This window comes from Streptomyces canus (assembly GCF_030815415.1).
Classification (GTDB): domain Bacteria; phylum Actinomycetota; class Actinomycetes; order Streptomycetales; family Streptomycetaceae; genus Streptomyces; species Streptomyces canus_F.
Genome location: NZ_JAUSWW010000001.1, coordinates 7,948,153 through 7,967,306 on the forward strand (window position 1 = coordinate 7,948,153; position 19,154 = coordinate 7,967,306).

At 71.0% G+C, this 19,154-nt stretch carries 14 protein-coding genes; 2 read left to right on the forward strand and 12 right to left on the reverse strand.

The annotated features are described in order from the left end of the window. Together QF037_RS36780 and QF037_RS36785 are read right to left on the reverse strand one after the other, a co-directional pair. Positions 1-723, reverse strand: a complete 723-nt coding sequence (locus QF037_RS36780) for a DUF72 domain-containing protein (protein WP_307032764.1) — start codon at positions 721-723, stop codon at positions 1-3. A 15-nt stretch (positions 724-738) separates the two neighbouring features. Further along, positions 739-1,833, reverse strand: a complete 1,095-nt coding sequence (locus QF037_RS36785; RefSeq protein ID WP_307032766.1) for a DUF5925 domain-containing protein — start codon at positions 1,831-1,833, stop codon at positions 739-741. Positions 1,834-1,991: 158 nt separating this feature from the next. On the opposite strand from QF037_RS36785, the gene QF037_RS36790 reads away from it, so the two are divergent. Then, on the forward strand, positions 1,992-3,413 hold the full coding sequence (locus tag QF037_RS36790; protein WP_307032768.1) for a GH39 family glycosyl hydrolase: 1,422 nt from the start codon (positions 1,992-1,994) through the stop codon (positions 3,411-3,413). 95 nt (positions 3,414-3,508) lie between these two features. On the opposite strand, the gene QF037_RS36795 is transcribed toward QF037_RS36790, so the two are convergent. The 7 genes from QF037_RS36795 to QF037_RS36825 form a co-directional block, all read right to left on the reverse strand. Then, complete coding sequence (locus QF037_RS36795) at positions 3,509-7,348, reverse strand: lipopolysaccharide biosynthesis protein (protein ID WP_307032771.1); 3,840 nt, start codon at positions 7,346-7,348, stop codon at positions 3,509-3,511. After that, the gene (locus tag QF037_RS36800) at positions 7,341-8,141 is read right to left on the reverse strand and encodes a polysaccharide deacetylase family protein (protein ID WP_307032773.1); all 801 of its coding nucleotides are present in this window, start codon (positions 8,139-8,141) and stop codon (positions 7,341-7,343) included. The genes QF037_RS36795 and QF037_RS36800 overlap by 8 nt, the downstream gene beginning before the upstream one ends. Beyond that, on the reverse strand, positions 8,134-9,123 hold the full coding sequence (locus QF037_RS36805) for a glycosyltransferase (RefSeq protein WP_307032776.1): 990 nt from the start codon (positions 9,121-9,123) through the stop codon (positions 8,134-8,136). The genes QF037_RS36800 and QF037_RS36805 overlap by 8 nt, the downstream gene beginning before the upstream one ends. Continuing rightward, positions 9,120-9,941, reverse strand: coding sequence for a glycosyltransferase family 2 protein (locus tag QF037_RS36810; protein WP_307032778.1), 822 nt, complete (start codon positions 9,939-9,941; stop codon positions 9,120-9,122). The genes QF037_RS36805 and QF037_RS36810 overlap by 4 nt, the downstream gene beginning before the upstream one ends. Positions 9,942-10,318: 377 nt before the next feature. Beyond that, entirely contained in the window at positions 10,319-11,416 is a 1,098-nt protein-coding gene (locus QF037_RS36815) for a GNAT family N-acetyltransferase (RefSeq protein WP_307032780.1), read from the reverse strand. A gap of 1 nt (position 11,417) precedes the next feature. Continuing rightward, entirely contained in the window at positions 11,418-11,840 is a 423-nt protein-coding gene (locus QF037_RS36820; protein WP_307032782.1) for a hypothetical protein, read from the reverse strand. A gap of 178 nt (positions 11,841-12,018) precedes the next feature. Beyond that, complete coding sequence (locus QF037_RS36825) at positions 12,019-13,221, reverse strand: S8 family peptidase (protein WP_307032784.1); 1,203 nt, start codon at positions 13,219-13,221, stop codon at positions 12,019-12,021. 317 nt (positions 13,222-13,538) lie between these two features. Here QF037_RS36825 and QF037_RS36830 point away from each other — a divergent pair, with 317 nt between their 5' ends. Further along, entirely contained in the window at positions 13,539-14,333 is a 795-nt protein-coding gene (locus QF037_RS36830) for an SGNH/GDSL hydrolase family protein (protein WP_307032785.1), read from the forward strand. Positions 14,334-14,337: 4 nt separating this feature from the next. Here QF037_RS36830 and QF037_RS36835 read toward each other — a convergent pair whose 3' ends face one another. Genes QF037_RS36835 through QF037_RS36845 form a run of 3 tightly spaced genes read right to left on the reverse strand, consistent with a single transcriptional unit; the run spans position 14,338 to position 19,052 of the window. Continuing rightward, a complete protein-coding gene (locus QF037_RS36835; protein ID WP_307032787.1) occupies positions 14,338-15,933 on the reverse strand; it encodes a serine/threonine-protein kinase in 1,596 nt (531 codons plus the stop codon). Between the two features lie 57 nt (positions 15,934-15,990). Continuing rightward, positions 15,991-17,688: an urease accessory protein UreH domain-containing protein gene (locus QF037_RS36840; protein WP_307032789.1), complete on the reverse strand. Its 1,698-nt coding sequence runs from the start codon at positions 17,686-17,688 to the stop codon at positions 15,991-15,993. Then, on the reverse strand, positions 17,685-19,052 hold the full coding sequence (locus QF037_RS36845; RefSeq protein WP_307032791.1) for a tetratricopeptide repeat protein: 1,368 nt from the start codon (positions 19,050-19,052) through the stop codon (positions 17,685-17,687). The genes QF037_RS36840 and QF037_RS36845 overlap by 4 nt, the downstream gene beginning before the upstream one ends. Positions 19,053-19,154 lie beyond the last annotated feature (102 nt).

A 19,154-nucleotide genomic window follows, 5' to 3' on the forward strand; every position in this document is an offset into this window, starting at 1 on the left:
TCAGCGGAGGAGCTTCTCGAACGTCCTCGCGTTCTCCACCGCGGCCCCGTTCGGGTCGTTGTTGAAGTACGCGTACACGTCCTCGCCCTCGGCCCACGTGTCCCTCACCCGCCCCGCCCATGTCTCCAGCGACCGCCTGCCGTACCGCGGCCACTCCTTCGCGCGCCCCTCGTGGAAGCGGACGTACCCCCAGTCCGCCGTCCGCCACAGCGGTGTCACCGGGCGGGCGCGGACGTCCGCCCAGCACAGGGCCGCACCCCGGGACTCCAGGACCCCGCGGGTCCGCGGCGTCCACCAGGACTCGTGCCGGGGCTCCACCGCCACCCGCGTCGACGAGGGGAAGCAGGCCAGGCAGGCGTCCAGCAGATCCGGGTCCGCCCGGAGCGTCGGAGGCAGTTGGAGGAGGACCGGGCCCAGGCGGCTGCCCAGGCCCTCGGCGTGGGCCAGCAGACGGTGCACCGGCTCCTCGGGTTCCCGCAGACGCTTGATGTGGGTGAGGAAGCGGCTCGCCTTGACCGCGACCACGAAGTCCCGCGGCACCCGGCCGCGCCACGACGCGAAGGTCTCCCGCGCCGGCAGCCGGTAGAAGGCATTGTTGATCTCGACCGTCGAGAACTGTCCCGCGTACTCCTCCAGCCAGAGGCGCATCGGGCACCCGGAGGGATACAGGACACCCCGCCAGTCCTTGTACTGCCACCCCGATGTACCGACAAACACGGTCATACATCCATCAAAGCACTACAGATACAGCCCCGCGTCCGCGTCACCCCGGGGCTCCGGCAATGCCGTCGGCGACGTGCCACGGCGCAGCGCGTACAGCTCCGCCAGCGTCGCCCCCTCGCGGCCCACGCCCTCCTCCGTGCCCAGCCAGTCGATCGCCTCGCGGCGGGTCAGCGGGCCCACCTCGATGCGGGCCAGACAGCGGCCGGGGCGGACGACGGCCGGGTGCAGACGCTCCAGGTCCTCGTTGGTGGTGACACCGACCAGGACGTTGCGACCCTGGCCCAGCAGGCCGTCGGTCAGGTTCAGCAGCCGTGACAGGGCCTGGCCCGCCGTGTGCTTGGCCTCGCCGCGGATCAGTTCGTCGCAGTCCTCCAGGAGCAGCAGCCGCCAGCGGCCCTTGCCCGTCGAGTCGTCCTCGCCGATCGCGATGTCCATCAGATAGCCGACGTCGGTGAAGAGCCGCTCGGGGTCCAGTACGCAGTCCACCTGGCACCAGTCCCGCCAGGACCGGGCCAGGGTCCGCAGCGCCGACGTCTTGCCGGTGCCCGGCGGACCGTGCAGCAGGAGCAGCCGGCCCGCGATGCCCTCCGGGGTCGTGCCCATCAGGCTCTGCATCGCCTCCGCCACCGGCGCCGTGTAGTTCTCCCGCACCTCGTCCCAGGTGCCGGCCGCGATCTGCCGGGTCGTGCGGTGCGGGCCGCGGCGCGGTGAGTAGTACCAGAAGCCCATGTTCACGTTCTCGGGCTGCGGCTCGGGCTCGTCGGAGGCGCCCTCGGTGGCCTGGTCGAGGACCTTCTGCGCGAGCTCGGCGCTGGTCGCCGTGACGGTGACGTCCGCGCCGCGGTTCCAGCGGGAGACCAGCAGGGTCCAGCCGTCGCCCTCCGCCAGGGTCGCGCTGCGGTCGTCGTCGCGGGCGATGCGCAACACCCGGGCGTTGTCCGGGAGCAACGTCGCCCCGGACCGGACCCGGTCGATGTTCGCCGCGTGCGAGTACGGCTGCTCGCCCGTCGCGAAGCGGCCGAGGAACAGCGCGTCGACGACGTCGGACGGCGAGTCGCTGTCGTCGACGTTGAGCCGGATCGGCAGAGCGTCGTGAAGGTTGGCAGACATGCCCGCCATGATCCGGCACGAAGGCGTCGCATGCATCCGGTTTCCGCGTTGCGTCCGGTGTGTCGGGTGAGACCGTTTACGGGGCCTCCGTCCTGTTACAGAGCTGTACATCTCAAAGCTCTGCCGTAGCTGTGGCCCCCCGATTACTGTTGCCCTCGATGGGACGTCATGGGTGGAATTCGGGGGCACGGCGGTGGCGGCTCACCGCACTGCTCGGAGTGGGTGCGGCGGCGCTGGCCCTGGTCGTGACCCTCCTCAACACGCTTCCCGGGAACAGCGCGAACACCGACGGCACCACACGCAACGGCAGCAAGGCGCACGGCACCCCCACCAGCACGCCGGACGCGGAGCACCCTGAGGTGGGGTGGGGCTTCACCCACACCCAGTTCAGCGCCGACGAGGGCGCCGCCACCGCGGTCGAGCGGGTCGAGGGGCGGCTCGCGGACCTCGGCGGGCTGCCGCAGAACCAGCACGTCATGGGCTGGGGAGCGGACAACCCCGAGCCGGTCAAGGGGCGTTACGACTTCGAGGACATGGACCGCCGGATCGACTTCATCCGCGCCTCCGGCTCCACCCCGGTCGTCACCCTGTGCTGCGCCCCGGACTGGATGAAGGGCGGTGAGTCCGGCGTCGGCAACACCGACTGGAGTCAGTCCTCGCTGGAGACCGCGCCGGAACCCGCGCACTTCGAGGACTACGCCGCGCTCGCCGCCACGGTCGCCAAGCGCTACCCGGACGTCCGGCACTTCGTCGTCTGGAACGAGTTCAAGGGCTTCTGGAACGATGCCGAGGTCCGCTGGGACTACGAGGGCTACACCCGGCTCTACAACCTCGTCCACCGGGCGTTGAAGAAGGTCGACCCGCAGATCATGGTCGGCGGGCCGTATCTCGTGATGGACAGTCTCGACCCGCGCTCCGAGGACGCCTCGAAGACCTTCAAGGGCCCGTGGGGCGCCATGGACCAGCGGGTCCTCGACGCCTTCGACTACTGGAACAAGAACAAGGCCGGCGCCGACTTCGTGGTCGTGGACGGCTCCAGCTACACCAACGACGACGAGCTGCTGCCGGACGAGTTCGCGGCGACCGACAAGTTCACGTCGGTCAGCCGGTGGGTGCGCGAGCAGACCGGCGATCTGCCGCTGTGGTGGGCCGAGTACTACGTCGAACCCGCCGACAGCAGGGACGAGCGCGAGGGCTGGTCCGAGAATCGTCGCGTCGCCGTGCAGGCCGCCGGGATGATCGCGCTGGCCAAGGGCGGCACCACCTCCGCCTTCTACTGGAACCCGGAGAACGAGAACGGCACGGACTGCGCGGGCTGTCTCTGGACGCCGACCAGCGGCAAGGACGGCGGGCAGAAGCTGCCGATGTTCGATCTGGTCAGCCGGTTCAGCAAGGAGTTCCCGCCGGGCACGTCGTACCGGACGGTGTCCGTCGCCGCCGACGACGTGCCCCATGTGCGGATCCTCGCCACCGACGACACGGTCCTGGTGGTCAATACCCTCGACCGGCAGATCAGCGCGAAGGTGGACGGCAAGACCTTCGACATGGCGGCCTACGAGGTCAAGTGGCTCAGCCGCTGAGCCACGCTGAGGTCGAGTGGCTCAGCCTCTAAGTCACACACGGAGTCGAGTGGCTCACCCACTGAGCCACTCGACCACCGGCACCGCAACCGCCCTCACTTCATCGTCATGAACCGCTGCACCAGCGAGGCCAGCAGTACCGCCAGCAGCGGCAGCGAGAACCAGAAGCTGCTCTGCAGCCACCGCAGTTGGCGCACGCTCGGCCGGACCGCGACCCGGACCACCTCGCGTGCCGTCAGCAGCACGATCAGCGCCAGCGCCGCGAGACCCCCGACCACCGACCAGGGCGTCCATGTCACCTGCGGCCCGATCGCCCCCGGATCCGCCTTCGGCGCCTTGCCCGCGGGCTGCTTGGCCAGCGCGTACATGGTCACGTCCGCGTTGACGAAGACCTTCTTCAGCTCCGCCCGCTTGTCCAGGTTCCGGATCAGCCGTGGCTCCCACGTCTTGGAGTAGCCGACGTCCAGCTCCAGATACGTCACCTGGCTGCGGTTGATCATCAGATACGAGTTCGGCCCCGCGTCACTGAGCGCCTTGACCAGGCTGGACACCAGCACCGGGTCGGTCGGCGCCAGGGTCGGCACATACTCGATCTTCTCCATGTCCCGGGCGCCCCACGGCATCGCCGGCGTCACGTTGTCGACCGTGTCGTTGCTCAGCCACAGCAGCCGTACCGTCGGATCGTCATGGGCGTACACGTAGTCCATGGCGGCGACCTCGCCGGGCCGGATCCGCTCGAACGGCTCGTTGCCCCAACGGGCGATCAGGAAGCCGCCCATGAGGAGCAGACCCGCCATGAGGGCGGCCAGGGGAGCCAGGCTCACCCGGTCCTTGTCGCGTTCCTTCGCCGTGATCCCGGTGCGCGGGAACAGGGCGAGACCCATCAGCAGGGCGGCGCCGGGCAGGGCGAACATGAAGACCCGCAGCGCCATCTCACCGCCGTAGGACTGCATGCCGAAGCCCAGGAACGGCACGAAGGTCAGGACGAGCAGCGAGCGCTCCCGGTAGTGGTGGTCGCGCCGGCGCCACCAGCCCCAGCAGGCGAACGCCATCACACCGCCGGCCAGCAGCACGCGGGTGTAGAGGACGAGCTTGTGCGTCGAACTGCCGCCCTCGATCCGGCCGCCCACCGACGACTGCACATTGCCGCCGACGCCGCCGACCCCGCCGAACAGTTCGTCGAAGTGCCCGGACCAGTACGGCTCGGCCATGAAGCCCACCCACACGGCCACCATGACGGCGAACAGGATGGGCAGGCCGCGCAGTTCGGACTTGCCGATCATCACGAGGGCCGCCAGCAGGCCCAGCATCACGAACGGGGTGAGCTGGTGCGCCGGGACGCTCGCCGCGAACAGCCCTATGACGACCATCAGCAGCACGGCCCGCTGGCGCCGGTTCGTCGGCTCGACCTCCGCCTCGCCGGGCCGCTTCTTCGTCCAGAGCACGCGCGGGGCGCGGAAGTAGACCAGCAGGAGCGCCGCGAACACCAGATAGAGGAGATACGTGAAGCCCTGCGGGGAGAAGTAGTCCTGGCCGACCCAGCCGCTGAGCACGAACGCCCACAGGCCGGTCCACTTGGCCCGCCAGCCCGCCCGCATCGAGCGGACCAGCAGGAACATCGGGGCCAGATAGAGGAGTTGGATGGCCAGCGGCCACCAGCGGATCACCTCGGTGAAGTCCGTGACCCCGCAGGCCTCGGCGACGAACGCGGCCGCCGCGAAGAAGCCCGGCCAGCTCCAGCGCGCGTCCAGGTCGGGCACGGCGGAGCCGGTCCGGTCGATGTAGTCGAGGAAGCCGAGATGCTGCCAGGCGGTCGCGAACCGGGGTTCCGTCTCGATCACCGCGGGCAGGGCGTGCAGCGACACCACCGTCGCCAGCAGGGTGATCAGCAGCAGCGCCCTGTGCTCACGGGCCGGCCACAGCAGCGAGGCGAAGGCCACGGCCAGCAGCGCGGCGCCGACCAGTGTGGGCAGCGGCAGCACGGAGATCAGCCCGAGCCCGCCCATCTCGTCGAGGTCCGCCTCGCCGAGGCGCAGCGCGGGCACCCAGTACAGCAGCAGCGCGGCGGTCAGCAGACAGCCCAGCACCACTCCGACCCGGCTGGGCTGAAGGCGCTCGCGCCACGACAGGAGCGGCGGCTCCTCGGAGACCGGCACCTCTTCCCGTACGGGTGGCTCCTCCCGTACGACCGGACGGGCCGCCTCGAACGGAGCGTCCACCTCCACCTCGGACGACGCCTCGGACGGCACCCCGGACGACGTCTGGACCGGCCCCAGCGACGCCTCGGACCCCGGTTCCCGCGCCTCCACCGGCAGTCCCACCGCGGGCAGCTTCGCCCAGGTCGGCCGGTGCGGCTCGGCATGCGGCCGGGAACGCACCACGGGCGTGCCCGTGGGCGGGGTGCCCGGACCCGGCCGCACATCCGGCCGGCGTTCCAGGTGGTCGAAGTCGACGTGGATGCCGAGGCCGAGCGTGTCCTGGTCGAGTGCCCAGGCGGGCCCGCGCCTGCGGACGCCCAGCGGGACGGTGGCCTCGCGCGTCCCCAGGTCGGCGAGGTCTCCGTCGGGCGCCGCGTCCTCGGGGACGGCCCCCGCGGGCGAGGCCTTGAGGATCTTGTACAGCTTGGGTGCGGCGATCGCCACGATCACCGCGAGCGAGGAGATCTCCGCGACACCGGCGCCGGTCAGCCCCATACGGGGCAGCAGCACCAGGGTCAGTCCGAGCACCAGGGCGCACAACAGGCCCTGGAGCCACGCCAGTCCGGCGGTACGGCTCTGTGCGCGCAGCACCGCGAAGTACGTCTCCATGACGACCCGCAGTACCGCGCCGACCGCGAACCAGCGCAGCAGCGGGGTCGCCGCGTCGGCGTAGCCCGAGCCGAAGACACCGAGGATCCAGGGCGCGCCGAAGAACAGGACCGCGCACACCGGCAGCATGATCCGGGCCATGCGCCTGAGCGCCGCGCGGGTGTTGGAGGCGAGCCGGCCCGGGTCGTGGGAGCCCTCGACCGTGAGGGAGGCGCCCATGTTGATGGCGAGCAGGTTGACCGTGCCGCCGATCGTGGTGGTGATGTAGAAGTACGCGTTGTCCTCGGAGCTGACCTGCGAGGCGACGAGCACCGGGACGAGGTAGACCACGGCGAGCGAGAACAGGGAGCCGGTGTAGTCGCCCGCGAGGAAGTGCCCGATCTCCTTCACCGACGGCGGTCGCGCGTGGTTCTCGGTCGCCTTCACATGCCGGGCCACCAGCCGCCGGAACACCAGCCAGCCCAGCGGCAGCACCGACACCGCGATGGCCGCGACCCACGACACGAACACACCCATGGTGGGGATCGCGGTGGCGAAGGCGACCAGCAGCACCAGCTTCACCGCGGAGAACACGGTGTTGCCGACCGGCACCCACAGCGCGCTGCGCAGCCCGGTCAGCACCCCGTCCTGGAGGGTCAGCACGGACCAGGCGACCACCGCGAGCACGAAGAACAGGGCGTGCGAGGGGTCGTTGAGGAATCCGTACGACGGCCCCCACAGGCCCAGCGTGAGCAGGAAGACGCCCGCGGCCAGCGCCACGATCACCGAACTGCCCGCGTAGGTACGGAAGATGAGCCGACCGGTGGCCCGGCCCGCGACCGGTATGAAGCGGGCCAGGGCACCGGTCAGGGTCACCGCGGTCAGTCCCGCGAGGAGCTTCATCGCGGCGATGGCGGCGGAGCCCTGGCCGACCGCGGACTCGGAGTAGTAGCGGGCCGCGGCCAGCCAGAAGCCGAGGCCGAGCACGGCGGAGATCCCCGTGTTCAGCATCAGGGCGTAGGCGTTGCGGAACAGCTGGCTGCCGCCCGGCGACCGGCCGAGCCCGGGCAGCCGGAAGCGGCGCCCCGGCTGCTCGGGAGCCTTGGTCGCGGGCTCGGTGGCCTCAGGGGTGGTCTTCGTGTCAGACACGGGAACGGATGGCCTTCCGGCGGACCTGTCGTGCTCTGCGGACCATGGCGTACCCCTTGGTGAACGCGCGGTCCCGGGCGAAGTTGCGGGCGATGGCCCGGCCTTCGATCAGCCGACGGAACTCCTCGGCGTCCGTGCCGCGGCGCACGGTGACCCGCAGCAGCGCGTACGGCCCCTGGCGGCGGCGGGCGAGCCCGTTGCCGACGGCGAGGGCCTGGGCGTACCCCGTCTCGCGGACCTTCTCGCGCACCCGGCGGCTGGAGTAGCCGTACGGGTAGGCGAACGAGGCCGGGACGAGGCCGAGTTGGTCCGTCACGATCTCCTTGCAGAGGATCAGCTCACGGCGCAGCGCGTCGTCGTCGAGCTGGTCCAGCTGCGGGTGGGTGTGGCTGTGCCCGCCGATCTCGACGCCCTGCGCGGCGAGTTCGCGGACCTGCGGCCAGTCCAGCATGGTGTCCAGGGCGTGGCCGTTGTCGTGCGGGCCGCGCAGCCACCCCGTGGACACGAACAGCGTGGCCGCGAAGCCGTGCTTGGCGAGCACGGGCAGGGCGTGCCGGTGCACACCCTCGTAGCCGTCGTCGAAGGTGACCAGGACGGGCCGCTCGGGCAGCGGACGGCCCGAGCGCCAGCTCGCCGCCAGTTGCGCGGTGGTGATCGGGGTGTGCCCCAGGTCGCCGACGATCTCCATTTGCCGGGCGAACGCCTCGGGCGTCACGGACAGTTCGCGGGTCGCCTCGTTCGGGTCGGCCGCGATCGCGTGGTACATGAGAATCGGCACACGTGCGTCATCCATGCGCGTCCCCCTCGATCCGCGCCACCTGGAACGTGGCGCCGCCCCTGCGGGCCCGGACACTGCCCACCACGTACCCACCGGCAGCCGTCAGCACCCCCGCGACGATCGCGCCCGCGCGGCCCGCGCCCCCCGACCGGGCCAGCGCGGCGTCGCGCAGTCCGCGCACCACCCCCGCGGGCAGCACCCGGGTGGTGTACCGGCGTTCGGACTCGAGGCCCTTGTCCGCGCCGACACTGCGCGCCACCAGCGCCTTCGACAGTCCCTCGGCGTAGGAACGCGTGCGGAAGTACCCGAAGTGCTCACGCGCCTCGGGCACCCGGTGGTGGATCACCGCCCGGTCGTCGATCAGCAGGACCGCGTCCGGTCTGGCCCGGGTGAGCCGGATGCACAGCTCGGTCTCCTCGCAGCCCAGCGGCCGCTTGTCGCCGTCCCGCCCGATACCGGTGGCGAAACCGCCGGCCGCGTCGAACGCCGTACGGCGGAACGAGGCGTTGCCGCCGAGCACGTTGCGCACGCGGACCAGACCCGGCGGCAGCCCCTTGTACGTGCAGCCCACCACCCAGTCGAACTCCTCGGGGAACCAGGCGGGACGGCGCCCCGACGCCCAGATCGGCACCGTACGGCCGCCCACGGCCATCACCCGCGGATCGGCGTACCCCGCGGCGAAGTGGCGCAGCCAGTCCCGTTCGGCGACGGCGTCGTCGTCGAGGAAGGCGATCACCTCGCCGCGTGAGGCGGCGATCCCGGTGTTGCGGCCCGCGGACAGGCCGCGGGGACCCGCGTTGGCGAGCACCCGCACCTCGTCGGCTTCCTTGTACTCCTTGGCCAGCCGGTCCAGGAGCGCCGCGTTGTGGTCGACGACCAGCAGCGTCTCCCGCGCCGGGTACGACTGCGCCGCGACCGAGGAGACCGCCGCGAGGATGTCCTCCCAGCGGTCCTCGGTGTAGACGCAGATCACGACGGAGATGTCGGGACCGCTCAAGACACCTCTCCCCGGACCGAGTCGAGCATCGGGGAGTGATGGGCCTGGCGGCGCAGCTCACGCCGGTTGGAGCGCTCGCCGAGGATCACCTTGAGCACCCGCAACCCGTCGCGCACGGCACGCAGATTGCTCGTGCCGTGGATGCGCAGGTACTCGTGGCTGGGTATCTCCTGGACCTTGAGGCCGGCCTTGACCACCCGGATGTTGATCAGGGTCTCGATCTCGAAGCCCGTGCAGTCGAGGTCGATCTTGTCGAGGCAGTGCCGCCAGAACGCGTTGTATCCGTAGCAGAGATCCGTGTAGCGGGCGCCGAACTTGCGGTTGACGATCGTGCACAGCGCCCAGTTGCCGAGCTTGCGGATGAAGGTCATGTCGTCCGTGCCGCCGCCGTTGGCGAACCGGGACCCCTTCGCGAAGTCCGCGCCCGAGAGCAGGGCGGAGACATAGCTGAGGATTTCGTTGCCGTCGGCCGAGCCGTCCGCGTCGACCATCACGATGATGTCGCCGGTGCACGCCTCGAACCCGGTGATCAGCGCGTCGCCCTTGCCCTTGCCGCGCTGCTTGACGACTTTGACCTCGGGCCACAGCCCGCGGGCCACTTCGACGGTGTCGTCGGTGGAGTTCCCGTCCACCAGGATCACTTCGTGGATCCAGTCGGGCAGGGTCTTGAAGACGTACGGAAGATTCTCCGCCTCGTTCATGGCGGGAATCACGACACTCACCGGTGGCGCGATGGCCAGGTGAGTGGAGACGGGCCGGTACTTCGCGGCCGTGGACAGATCCTGGCCCGTGCTTGCCGAGCGCAGAACAGAGCTCATGAGTCTGGTTCCCTCTCGTCCGGCTGGACCGCCCGCCCCTGGGCGGCCCGGCTGTTGTCCGGTTCGAAAGGGGGGTTTGTTTCACCTACGGCATGCCGAAAGGGATCTCCGAGCACGCCCGGGTGAGCTGGCAAAGCCGGCCGACGGCCGAAACGGCCGCCGGTCGCGCGGCACGACTCGGTCACCAGTGCGGTCACCGAGCACGGCACCCCCCTACCGCGCCCCGCCCCGGTCCGTCGCGGTCCTTGAGCCCTCCCCTAGTACCGCTGAGTGACATTCCGATGCGGGTGAGATGTACGACGGTATTGACGATTGAACCCGTATGGCAAGACCTGGAACCAGGCCTCACGTTTTTGATGGTTTGACCGTTACGGAACCTATTGGCTCCGCGAGCGGATCCTTCCCATCCTCTTGAGGATCCGGTCCGCCGGCTCGAAGAGCTCCGGCCGTGACTGGACGGTGTTGCGCAGCGCCCGGACCGGGGCGCGGCGCGCCCTGTGCCCGAGTGCGACCGGGTGACGCCGGGTCACCCACCCCTCCGACACGGTGATCTCCCGTGTCTTCAGGGAGTCCTTGTACTCCTTCGGGCCCCGCCCCAGATCCAGGTACGCGATGCCGTCCGCGGCGGCCGCCTCCGCCATCCGCAGATGCAGCACCAGGCCCGGCGAGTACTTCGAGAACGCCGGGTCGTACGCCGGGAACCAGCAGGACAGCACCCGTTCGGTACGCAGTCCGAAGTGCGCCGCGATCGGCTTGCCGCCCGCGTACAGCACCGACAGGATCCCCGCGAACGGATCGGAACGGGTGTGGAACAGCCGCTCCACGAGATGGGTGATCCACTCGTGCGCGAAGCGGTCGCTGCGCCCGGTCCTTCGGTACTGCGCGGACTTCCAGCCCATCAGGGTGCGCAGAGCCGCCGGATCCCGCTCGTCGTGCACGTAGCGCAGCTCGCCGGCGTCCCGGCCGAGCTTGCGCTCCTTGGCGAGCGTGGTCCTGGTGAACTTCGGCGCGTGGGAGCGCAGATGGGCCAGATAGGCCTCGTAGCCCTGGTCGACGTCCATGACCGGCGACGCGAAGCTGCCGGTGGCCCCGACCGCGAACGCCTCCTGGCCCTCCACCAGGTGGTCGAACTCCCATACGGCGAGCCCGCAGGCGCGCAGCAGCTCCTGTGCGTCCCACACGAACCCGGGCCGGTGCACCAGACCCTGTGCGTCCGAGATGCCGAGTCCGACGGCCCGGCCCACGCCGGTGACGCTTCGCTGGAACGGGAAGAACGCGGCGGGCTCCCCGCCCTCGCGCACCACCGCGATCCGCACACCCCGCCGGTACCGGCCCACCGCGAGCGCGAACTCGGGGGACAGGAACGGATTCGCCAGCTCCGGCGATCCCTGCAGATGGGCCTTGGACTGCGACGACGTCCACGCCGCCCGGTCGGCGGCGCTGAGCTCGCCGGGGCGGTACACGCTGATGTCCACGTCAGAGAGTCCGTCCCGTCGTCGTACGGCCGCCTCGCCGCCGTACCCAGACCAGCAGGAGAAGAAGGGCGCTGATCGCGGTCACGGCCACGATCCCGCCGCGCCAGGACCAGCGGTGCGTGGCGAGCATGCCCTGCGCCACCAGCATGTTGACGACGACCGAGCCCGCGAGCGAGGCGAGCACCCGGCCGAGCGGTTCGAGGCCGCGCAGCGCGGCGGCGATCGCCACGGTCGGTGCCATCAGCAGGAAGAACAGGGTGAACGGACCGCGCAGGGGTGAGTCGGAGCCCACGAGCGCGAGGATCGCGCCGAACCCGCCGACAGCCGTCGCGGCGCCCGCGAGCAGTGGCGAGAGGTCCCTCTCCGGTCCTGTCCGCGCCTGCTCGGTGTCCGTTGAAGATCTTTTGGCACGTATCGTCTGCATTGGCGACTTTGCCCCCCGAAGCGCCGGATGCGAGGCTTCAATGTCGCGCAGGGGCGCCGGGGCCGTCAAGACCGAAAAGGGTGCGTATCACGGTTGGTACGGACAAGGGGACAAGTGTTCCCCGGAGGCGGAAGTCGCCTCCGGGGAACGGCCGTTCAGGTGGTGCGGTGCGGGAGCGTCACGGGACGAGCTTCAGGAGCCGGTTCGGCGAACCGGTGCCCGGGCTGGTGACCACGTTGGTGGTGGCGCCACCGGTGAGGGCCGTGGCGACCTGGGCCGGGGTGGACGAGGTGTGGCCCGCCAGGTAGACGGCGGCCGCGCCCGCGACGTGCGGGGTGGCCATCGAGGTGCCGGAGATGGTGTTCGTCGCGGTGTCGCTGGTGTACCAGCCCGCCGTGATCGAGGAGCCCGGCGCGAAGATGTCCAGGACCGAGCCGTAGTTCGAGTAGCTGGCCCGGGCGTCGGTGCTGGTGGTGGCGCCGACGGTGATGGCCTCGGTGACCCGGGCCGGGGAGTACGAGGAGGCGTTGGCGCTGCTGTTGCCGGCCGCCACGGCGTAGGTCACGCCGCTGGCGATGGAGTTGCGCACAGCCGTGTCCAGGGCGGTCGAGGCGCCGCCGCCGAGCGACATGTTGGCGACGGAGGGGCCCGAGTGGTTGGCGGTCACCCAGTCGATGCCCGCGACCACGCCCGCCGTGGTGCCGGAGCCGGCGTTGTCGAGCACCCGGACCGCCACGATCTTCGCCTTCTTGGCGACACCGTAGGTGGAACCCGCGATCGTGGTGGCCACATGGGTGCCGTGACCGTTGCCGTCGGAGGCGGTGGTGTCGCCGTCGACCGCGTCGTAGCCGTACGAGGCACGGCCGCTGATCTGCGCGTGGGTGATGCGCACACCGGTGTCGATGACGTACGCCGTCACGCCGCTGCCCGCGGTGTCCGGGTAGGTGTAGGTGCCCGAAAGCGGAAGCGCGGCCTGGTCGATGCGGTCGAGGCCCCAGGGGGCGCTGGACTGGGTGGCGTCCACGTGGACGCGCTGGTTCTGCTCGACGGAGGCGACGGCCGGGTCGGCCGCGAGTCTCTTCGCCTCGGCTGCGGAGAGGGTGGCGGAGTAGCCGTTCAGGGCGGTGTCGAAGGTCTTCTTGACCGCGCCGCCGTACTCCTTGACGAGGTTCTTTCCGGCGGCCGAGGTCGACTTGAAGCCGGTGGAGCCCTTCTTCAGGGTGACGATGTAGCTGTCCTTGATCGCCGTGGGGGAGTCGGCGGCAAGGACCTTGCCCTCGGCCGGAGCGGCCTCGGCGGGGAGGGTGGTGAGCCCGCCCACGAGGGCGGCGGTCGCCAGGCTGGTTATCGCGGCGATCCGGAACTTACGCAGTTGTGCCATGCGAGGGGGTCCTCCTCTTAGGCGACGCGCGTTTCGTGTGGGGCGCGCGTCCGTGGGGGGTGCGCGCGTGATCGCGCACACGACCCGGAACGTCGCGTTCCCGTCCCGGGCTGGAGTAAAGACTGGGTGATCTACGGGGGTAGATCAAGGGAGTTGAGGGGCTGTCAACAAATCTGTCATGTACGCGAAATCAAACACGCCATGAACATATGCGGACGCGGTGAGTAAGGACGGAAAAGTCTTGGCATGGACACTTCCCGTCAACACGCGTAGTTGCTACGACGGTTGAGGCAGAGATCCTGCTAAAGGGAGGTTCCATGAGACGTTCCCGATTTGCCGCTTACGTCACCACGCTCCTCCTCGCCGTCGGCGCCGCACTGGCGGGGGCACCCCCCGCGCAGGCCGCCACAGGCCCGTACGTGGCCCTCGGCGACTCCTACTCCTCGGGAGTGGGCGCCGGTAGCTACATCTCCTCCAGCGGCGACTGCAAGCGCAGCACGAAGGCGCACCCCTACCTCTGGGCCGCCGCCAACTCACCCTCGTCGTTCGCCTTCACGGCTTGCTCGGGCGCTCGAACGGGTGATGTTCTGGCGAACCAGCTGGCCCCGCTGAACAGTGCCACCGCTCTGGTCTCCATCAGCATCGGCGGCAACGACGCCGGGTTCTCCGACGTCATGACCACCTGTGTGCTCCAGTCCGACAGCTCCTGCCTGTCCCGCATCAACACCGCGAAGGCCTACGTCGACGCGACGCTGCCCGGCCGACTGGACAACGTCTACTCGGCGATCAGCACCCGCGCCCCGAACGCCCACGTCGTCGTCCTCGGCTACCCCCGCTTCTACAAGCTCGGCACCACCTGCGCCGGCCTCTCCGAGACCAAGCGGAAGGCGATCAACGACGCCGCCGACTACCTCGACACCGCCATCCAGAAACGCGCCGCGAACCACGGCTTCACCTGGGGCGACGTCCGCTCCACCGTCACCGGCCACGAGCTCTGCTCCGGCAGCGCCTGGCTGCACAGCCTCAACTGGCTCAACATCGGCGAGTCGTACCACCCCACCGCGGCCGGCCAGTCCGGCGGCTATCTGCCCGTACTGAACAGCGCGGCCTGACCCGTCACTCGGTAGGCGAAGGAGAAGGGGAGGAGGCCCCGTCCGTCGGGGTCTCCGTCTCGCACGTCACCGAGAACGGCACCGAGTTGGACGTCACGTGCTGCGGGTCCTGGACCTCGACACTGATGTCGCTCTCGAACGTCCCGCTGTCGTTGTTCGTCGTCGCGACCACCTTGTCCTGCTTGGAGGTGCCGCCGCCCGCCGGGAACGACAGCGTCTTCCAGCCGTTGTCCATGACATCGCCGTCCGACGACACCCAGCGGTAGCGGACCTCCGCCGGCACCCGGCTCACCGTGATCGTCGCCGTGAAGGCGGGCGCCCCGGCGTTCGGCGGCGGACAGGTCCCCTTGTACTCGGTGTTCGCCCCCGCGAGCGTGGCCTGGACGGTCACCGGCGGTGGAGCGCTCGTCGTGGTCCTGGCCGGGGTGGAAGGAGGCGGCGGCTCCTCGCTGTCCTCGTCCGTCTCGGTGGGCGTGCTCTCACCCGTCGACCGGCTCGTCTCGTTGTTCCCCTGGTTCCCCTCGTTGCCGTCGCCGTTCAGCAGGGCGTACGTCAGCCCCGCGATCGCGAACGCCAGAGCGGCGAGGCCCGCGATCAGAACCACCGCGGCACGGCGGTTGCGGTCGGGAGGCCCGGAGGACGCCCTGGTCGTCGCAGCGGCCGACGTGGGGGAGGTGGGCGCCGTCGGGAAGGGTGACGTCGGCGGTTCCTCCCGGTACCCGGCGACCGTCGGTGCGTACGGGACCGGCGGGACGGGTTCGGCGCGCGTGGTGCCCCCCGCCGCGATGAGCCGCAGGTCCTGCTCGGCACGGTCGGCAGCCAGCCGCTCCGCCGGGTCCTTGCGCAGCAGGCCCTCGATGACGGGGGTGAGCGGACCGGCCCGGTACGGGGTCGGCAGCTCCTCGTCGACGATCGCGCGCAGGGTGCTCAGCGGGGTGTTCTGGCGGAACGGCGAGTTGCCCTCGACCGCCGCGTACAGCAGCACGCCCAGCGACCACAGGTCGGACTCGGGGCCCGGGGTGCGGCCCAACGCCCGTTCCGGGGCAAGGAATTCGGGCGAGCCGATGACCTCGCCGGTCATCGTGAGCGCCGAGCTGCCCTCCACCTGGGCGATGCCGAAGTCGGTGAGCACGACGCGGCCGTCGTTCGACAGCAGCACGTTGGCCGGCTTCACGTCCCGGTGCAGCACCCCCGCCTCGTGCGCGGCCCGCAGCGCGGAGAGGACCTCGGCGCCGATGTGCGCGGCCCGCTGCGGGGGCAACGGGCCCTCCGCGTCCAGCACGTCGGCCAGCGAGACACCGCGGACCAGCTCCATGACGATCCACGGGCGACCGTCCTGCGTGGCCACGTCGTACACCGTCACGACGTTGCGGTTGGAGACCCGGGCCGCGGCCCACGCCTCGCGCTCCAGCCGGGCGTACAACCGCTCGATGTCCGAGCCCGCGAGGCCCGAGGGCGCGCGCACCTCCTTGACCGCGACCTCACGGTGCAGCACCTCGTCGCGGGCGCGCCACACGGTCCCCATGCCGCCCTCGCCGAGCGGGGACAGGAGGCGATAGCGGCCCGCGATCAGCCGTTCACTGCCCGGATCTTCGGACACGGGCGTCCCCCATTCGCAATTCCGCGTGACTTCGCGTCATTTCTCCCCAAAAGTAGCTCAGCCGAGTGCGGATGCCGCCCCCTTGAGCACCAATCCGGCCCCGAGCGTCACGACGAGGAGAGCCGACATCAGGGGTGCGGACCTGCGCACCAGCGCCGTCACCGGATGCGTGGTCCAGCGGGGACGCCGCTCCAGCAGCCGATTCATCCCGGTACCCAGCTTCACGACGGCGAACCCCGCCGCGGTGAGAGTGAGCGCGAGACCGACGCCGTACGCGACGACCAGGAGGAAGCCGAACCACGCCTGGCCGAGCGCCATGGCGCCGACGAGGACGACGACCGCGGAGGGGCTGGGGACCAGACCACCGGCGAAGCCGAGGAGGATCGTGCCGCGCAGGGTGGGGGCGGTGGAGTGGGTGTGGGTGAAGCCGCCGTGGGTGTGCTCGACGGTGTGCGAAGGGGCGTGGGGGTGGGGGTGCGGGTGGCTGTGGTCGTCGTCGTGGCCATGGTCGTGCGAGTGATGCGGGTCATCGTGCGGGTGGCCGTGCGTGTCGGTGGCGGCACGGCTGTGCGCGGCGGCCAGGGCCAGCTGACGCGCGGGGGCCGGGGCGGGCTCGTGCGTATGGTCGTGCCCGTGCCCGCCGTCGTCGCCGTGCCCGTGGTCATGTCCGTGGTCATGCTCAGGGGAGGGCCCGTGCGTGTGCCCGTGGCCCCGCTCATGCCTGCGGTGGTGCCAAGCCCGTCGTACGAGCGTCAGCCCCGCCCCCGTCACCAGCACCCCGCTCGCTATGCCCAGCCAGGTGATCACCGAGGGCGCCGCCCCCGAGCCCGCCGTGACCAGCAGGCCCAGGGCGACCACGCCGAGCGTGTGGGTCACCGTGACCGACGCGGCCAGCGGCATGACGTCCTTGAGGCGGGCCTTGCCGCCGCGCGCCGTCGCCACCGCCGCCATCAGGGTCTTGCCGTGGCCGGGGGCGAGCGCGTGCAGCGCGCCCAGGGCGATGGCGATGAACAGGGCCAGCGCGGCGAAGCCGAAGGTGAGGTCGTGGCGGGCCACCAGGGAGTCCAGCGCCCGGGTCCAGCGGTCGGCGCCGCGGGGCAGGACGGAGGCCGCCGGGGCGTCCGCCCGCTCCTCGGACAGGGCCGGGCCGCCGGGGCGTACGCGCAGGTCCGCCGTCGTGGTGTCGGCGGGGGAGGAGAGCAGCTCCTGCGGGTACTCGGTCAGTTCGCGGGAGAGTGACTTCGCCGGTACGTCCGACACCGTCAGCGTCATCCGGTCGCCGCGCGCGGTGATCTCCCGCCAGCCGGGCCCGGAGTCCGTGCCCGCGCTGCGGAAGCCGAGGGCGACCGTGGAGCCCTCGGGGAGCGGTGCCGTCAGCTCGCACTCCACACGCAGGGTGTCGAGCCCCGCCTGACCGGGCCGCACACGTGCCTTGCTCTCCCGGACCGTCAGGGCGGCCGTACGGCCGTCGACGGTGACCTCGCTGTCCTGCGCTGCCGTGTCGCACCGCTGTGCGGCCCAGCCGGCCATGCCCAGCTTCTCGATGTCCGGCTTCGCCTGGGTCGCCGGGATCTCGGCGAGGTCCTCGACGTGGTCGACGCGCAACTGTCCCGGGGCGGCGACGAGACCGTCGTAGCGGTTGACGGTGAAGTTGCCGAGGGGGTGCGCGCTCGCAGCTCCGGAGGGGAGGAGCACCAGCGCGCATGCGGCCGTGAGCACGGCCGCGCCGGAGGCGAACAGACGACGGGACCTCACTTGGCCGCCTCCAGGTTCTTGAGCGCCTTGCGGGCCTCGCCGGCACCCAGGGTCGAGAACCCGGGGTTCAGTTTCAGGGCCGCCTCGAGATGGGTGCGGGCGTCCTTCTCGTGGCCCGTCGCGCGTTCGATGACGCCCCGGTGGTAGAGGAACGAGGCGTTGCGGTAGCCGGTCGCGGTGGCCCGGCGGGCGTACGGCAGGGCCTCCTCGTCCTCGCCGTTGACGTGCAGGGCCCAGGCCAGCGCGTCCGCCGTGTGCACGGTGTGCCGGCGGTCCCACTCGGCGCGGGCCGCGCGCAGCGCCGCCTTCTTGTCGCCGTGGTCGGCGGCGGCGAGCGCGGTGTCCAGGTCGGCGTTGACGCCGTTGGCGCGGGCGAGTGCCGTCCAGGCGTCGACCAGGGCGAACTGGTCGTCGGCCCTGTCCTGGTCGCCGCGCTCGGCGTACAGCTCGCCGAGCTCGACGAGCGGGCCGGGCAGCGGATAGCGGGCGACGACGTTCTCGAGCCCGCGGACCGCTTCCTTCTCGTCGCCGCTCGCGGCCTGCGCGCGGGCGCGGCCCTCGAGGGCGGGGAGGTAGTCCTCGTCGGCGGCCAGGGCCCGCGCGTAGTGATTCAGGGCCTCCTTGTACTCGCCCTGGTTCCAGGCGAGCTGGCCGAGCTGTGTGGCGACGTACGCCACGTCACCGGGGGTGGAGGCCGAGGCGAAGGCCTGCTTCAGCACCCGCTTCGCCGTGGTCACGTCGCCGCGCAGCTCATGGACGTAGGCGTACCGCGTGAAGACGGGGATGCCCGGCTTGCGGGAGTCCGCCGTGTCGGCTGCCTTCGCGGCGTCGGCGTAGCGGCCGAGCTCGACGAGGGCGTCGATACGGGAGGACAGGGCGCGTTCGTTGTAGGGGTTCTGCTTCAGCGTCCGGTCGGCGTACTTCAGGGCGTCCGCGAAGTCGTGCCGGGCCGCCGCGAGGGCGGCACGCCCGGCGAGGGCCTGCTCGTTGCCGGCCTTCAGCTCCAGCGACCGCTTCAGAGCCTTGTCGGCCTGCGGGTAGCGCGAGGGGTCGCCTTTGGTGCGGGCCTGCTCGACATAGGCGAGCCCGAGGGTGGCCCAGCCGCCGAAGTCCTTCGGCTGGGAACGGAGATGGGCCTGGAGCGAGGAGATGCTCGCGTCCAGGTCCCCGCTGGAGAGCAACGCCGGCGACATGGCACTCGGCGCGGCCGCGACGGTTGTCCCGCCATCGTCGCGCAGGGCACCGACGGCGAGGGAACCGGCGGTCAGGGCAATGGCCAACAGAACGGCGGAACCGCCGAGTTGCACGACACGCAGCCGCCCTCCGGTGGCTGTCGTCTCACCGTCGTTCGTACCCGGGACCATTGCCCTCTCCTAGGGATCGGTTACTCGGATGTGCGGCGCGGCCCGCGCCGTGGGGGATGAGTACGAGCGGGCCGCGCCAGTTCAAAGCGGACGGTGGGAGCA